Source organism: Myroides sp. LoEW2-1 (assembly GCF_009767705.1).
Taxonomy (GTDB): domain Bacteria; phylum Bacteroidota; class Bacteroidia; order Flavobacteriales; family Flavobacteriaceae; genus Flavobacterium; species Flavobacterium album_A.
This window is the reverse complement of sequence record NZ_WSPP01000288.1, coordinates 1-3687: the sequence shown is the minus strand read 5'-3', so window position 1 is coordinate 3687 and position 3687 is coordinate 1. Positions and strand designations below refer to the sequence as shown.

Annotated in this window: 2 protein-coding genes; both read left to right on the top strand. The window is 33.3% G+C overall.

Annotation, left to right across the window (positions count from 1 at the left end):
* Positions 1-175 precede the first annotated feature (175 nt).
* The gene (locus GOQ24_RS14570) at positions 176-2305 is read left to right on the top strand and encodes a TonB-dependent siderophore receptor (protein ID WP_155091429.1); all 2130 of its coding nucleotides are present in this window, start codon (positions 176-178) and stop codon (positions 2303-2305) included.
* Positions 2306-2467: 162 nt separating this feature from the next.
* A complete protein-coding gene (locus tag GOQ24_RS14565; RefSeq protein WP_155091428.1) occupies positions 2468-3466 on the top strand; it encodes an OmpA family protein in 999 nt (332 codons plus the stop codon).
* Positions 3467-3687: the final 221 nt, after the last annotated feature.

The window sequence follows — 3687 nt, the reverse complement described above, 5'->3', positions numbered from 1 at the left end:
CTTACAATCAACTGTATGTAAAGATTATTTTCATACAATTACAAAATGTATTTTTAATCTCTTGATTACTGGTATTAAAATCACATATTATAAATAATGTTAAATATTTATTCTCAATTTTTATAATACTTTAATTCATATACCTTTACGCGTCGAAATAATACTAACTTTACTGATGAAATATATTTTACTTTCGTTATCATTGGGTTGTTTTACTTACACATATTCACAATCAAATGATTCTTTAGTGAATCACAAAATCAATGAAGTAGTTATTACAACTACACATCACAGTAGTCATAACACATCTAAAATGCCATTGAGCTTTTTAGAAACACCTCAATCTTACGATGTCATCACGCAACATACTTTCGAAACACAAGTATCTACAAACATACATGACATTCTTAAAAATGCAACGGGTTTACAACGTTCATGGGAATCGACTGGATTGGGTATTCAAGGAGGAGAATACTATACCTTGAGAGGTTTCGCACTTCAACCTAACCTTTTAAACGGTTTACCAAGTTATACAAATGCAACTCTTGATATAGCCAATATTGAACAGATTGAAGTTGTCAAAGGACCTAATGGAACACTCTACGGAGGAAATGCTGTTTCCTATGGTGGTTTAATTAACGTGATTACAAAGAAACCACACGACACATTCAATGCTAATGTGAATTATATCACAGGATCAAATAATCTGAACCGCTTTGCTATTGATGTCAATTCCCCCTTGTCGTCAAAAATTTCTTTTCGAATAAACGCGGCATATCACAAGGAAAATTCATTTCAAGATGCGGGATTCAAAGAATCTATTTTTGTAGCTCCATCTGTGAAGTTTTCACTGCTTGAGAATCTGAAGTTATTTGTTGATTTTCAATATAAAGCGGCTGAGTCAGCTCATGCTCCTATGTACTTTCTCTCGAGGAATGAGATGATGTCGTTTGATCGAATTGATCTATTCAAAGACAATTATAAGAACTCATATACTATAAATGACTTATCGATTAAGAACCCTACATTGACCAGTCAGGTTAGACTTGAGTATCAGATTGCACAAAATTGGACTTCCAATACACTGATTAGTATTAACAATACTCGTAGCAGAGGATACGATCAGTTATTCAGTGATTTAAACAATGGCGATGAGTTCCTAAGGTTCTTGTCTAAAGTTAATTCAAAAACCGATGTCATAAGCCTTCAACATAACCTTACAGGAAAATTTAGAATAGGAAATTTCAATAATACTATTTTGTTTGGATTAGATTATCTATCAAAGAAATTTGATAGTTACGACGGAGATTTAATTGACTATGGTATTATTTCCCTTAAACACCAATCTGATACTGCCGAGATGAATAAGTCAGAAATTGATCAAGCATTAGCAGATATCAACACAACACATAATGTGGCGAAAACACAAACTTATGGAGCATACATATCAAATGTAACTGCGTTTTCACCAAATTTATCTTTGATGTTAAGCCTTAGGATAGATCACCTTAAAGGAAATAGCTCTTCTTTCGGAAAGCAAAGCAATTATCAAACTACACTTTCTCCAAAGTTTGGTTTGGTTTATCAACCCATTAAAGATAAATGGGCCTTTTTTGCTAATTACTTAAATGGATTTCTATACTTAGACCCTGCAGTAACATCAAACGACGATGGGACGACTAAGTCTATCAAACCCTTTGACCCCGAGCAGGCCAATCAATTTGAGATTGGTACAAAAGTCAAGCTATTTGACGGAAAATTAGACGCTAGTATATCTTACTATGACATTACAGTTACCAATAAGTTAATGTCTGATCTCAATACTTTAGATGGGTTAAAACAAGGAGGAAAAGTAAAAAGCAAGGGGCTTGAACTTTCTGTATCTGGTCAATTAGTTCCTGGTTGGGATTTCATCTCAGGATTTAGTCACAACTACAACAAAGTAACACGTTCAATTGCAGAAGATGATGGAATCTTAGGAAGAAGACCCGAAGAAGCCGGACCAGCCAATTCGTTTCATTTATGGACTAATTACAAATTGCAAACGGGAGTATTGAAGAATTTAAGCTTGGGCTTTGGTGTTTATTCTACAAGTAGTTTTAATACCTTGAATAGATCGACAATCGGCGTGTTTACCTTGCCAAGTTATACTGTATTGAACACAGCCATTGGGTATGATATTAACAACTTATCATTTATTTTTAAAATAGATAATTTGACTAATCGCAAGTATTTCACTGGTAGTGGTACTGTGAACCCACAAAAAAGTCGTTCACTTTCACTGTCATTAAGTTACAGCCTATAGTTGTAACAAGTACTCTATATAACCATTACTTATTGACACATACGCATATTGTTTATTATTTATATACTATTTAGCTTGAGTATATCTTAGCTATTATTTTTTTTCTGAACTTAGTACAGTTTAAAAAATCAGTAAATAACGATAACCATTTATAACTAAAGAATGAAAAAAACAACTTTAATATTAGCTTGCTCTTGTCTTATCATCGCTTGTGGAGAGAAAAAAAACAATGTACAGACTCAAGATATTCCGATGGAACAACAATCAAATAGTACAGATAAGTTAGAGCAAACACCTACTAAGTTTAACATTGAAGATATTAAATTTAGCCAAGCTGACTTGGGAACCTTCCCTTTCTTTACTTTACCAAAAGGGTTACAAGAGTTAAATAAACCGTTACAGAAGAACTTTGATGTTTGCTACTTCCCTATTGATGGAATAATAACACCTATTGAAGGAAAACTGTTTAAGACAAATGTAACTGCTGTCCCTGGAGAGGAATTCTCACAACGCTACTTTGAAAAAAGTATAGAAGATTACTTAGTTTCGATTGGTGGTGTAAAAGTATTCAATGGAGAAATAACACAGGAACAATACAACAGTTATCACAAACAAGATCCAAATAAAGGAGCAGATGGAGATATTGGATATCCAGGAGAAATAATACAAGTATTTGTCATCCGTTCTGAGCAACAAGGTAACATCTACGTTCAGTATACAGCTAATAATGCTGGTGGTAAACTTAACATAGTACAACAAGAAGCTTTACAACAGACCATTACTAAGATTACGGCCGACGAAATAGCAAAAGATTTAATTGAAAAGGGAAAATCTATTCTTTATATCAACTTTGATATTGATAAATCTACAATTACTGAGGAAGGACAAAAGATTGTTGCTGAAATAGCAACTGCCTTAAGTAAAGACCTTACTTTAAGAATTTCTATTGAAGGTCACACAGATAACACAGGCGACGGTATTAACAATAAAAAGCTTTCTACCGATCGTGCAAATGCTGTGATGAATAGCTTGATTAATTACAAGGTTGATAAAGCTCGTTTGCTGGCAAAAGGATTTGGTGCTGAACATCCTTTAGTTGCAAATGATTCTGAAAGCAATAAGGCTAAGAATCGCAGGGTTGAACTTGTAAGGATAGAATAAGGTAAAATGAGTTAAACCAAAAGAAGAATTGCCTTGTCTTAATTCGATTACTTAAGTTAGAAACAACGAGTACTTCACTCCTGTCTGATTATAAGTTAGCATTTATGTACAAACCATATAGAGGGTGTCCCAAAAGGTCACCCTCTTTTGTATTATATAAAACGTTACTTTTCTCTTAGATTAAAAGTTCTTGCAATTAAAACGAGTTTTAGACTTATAAT

Excerpts from the sequence above, each read along its gene's own strand:
- GOQ24_RS14570 (WP_155091429.1), top strand. The coding sequence starts at position 176 with ATGAAATATATTTTACTTTCGTTATCATTGGGTTGTTTTACTTACACA.
- GOQ24_RS14565 (WP_155091428.1), top strand. The coding sequence starts at position 2,468 with ATGAAAAAAACAACTTTAATATTAGCTTGCTCTTGTCTTATCATCGCT.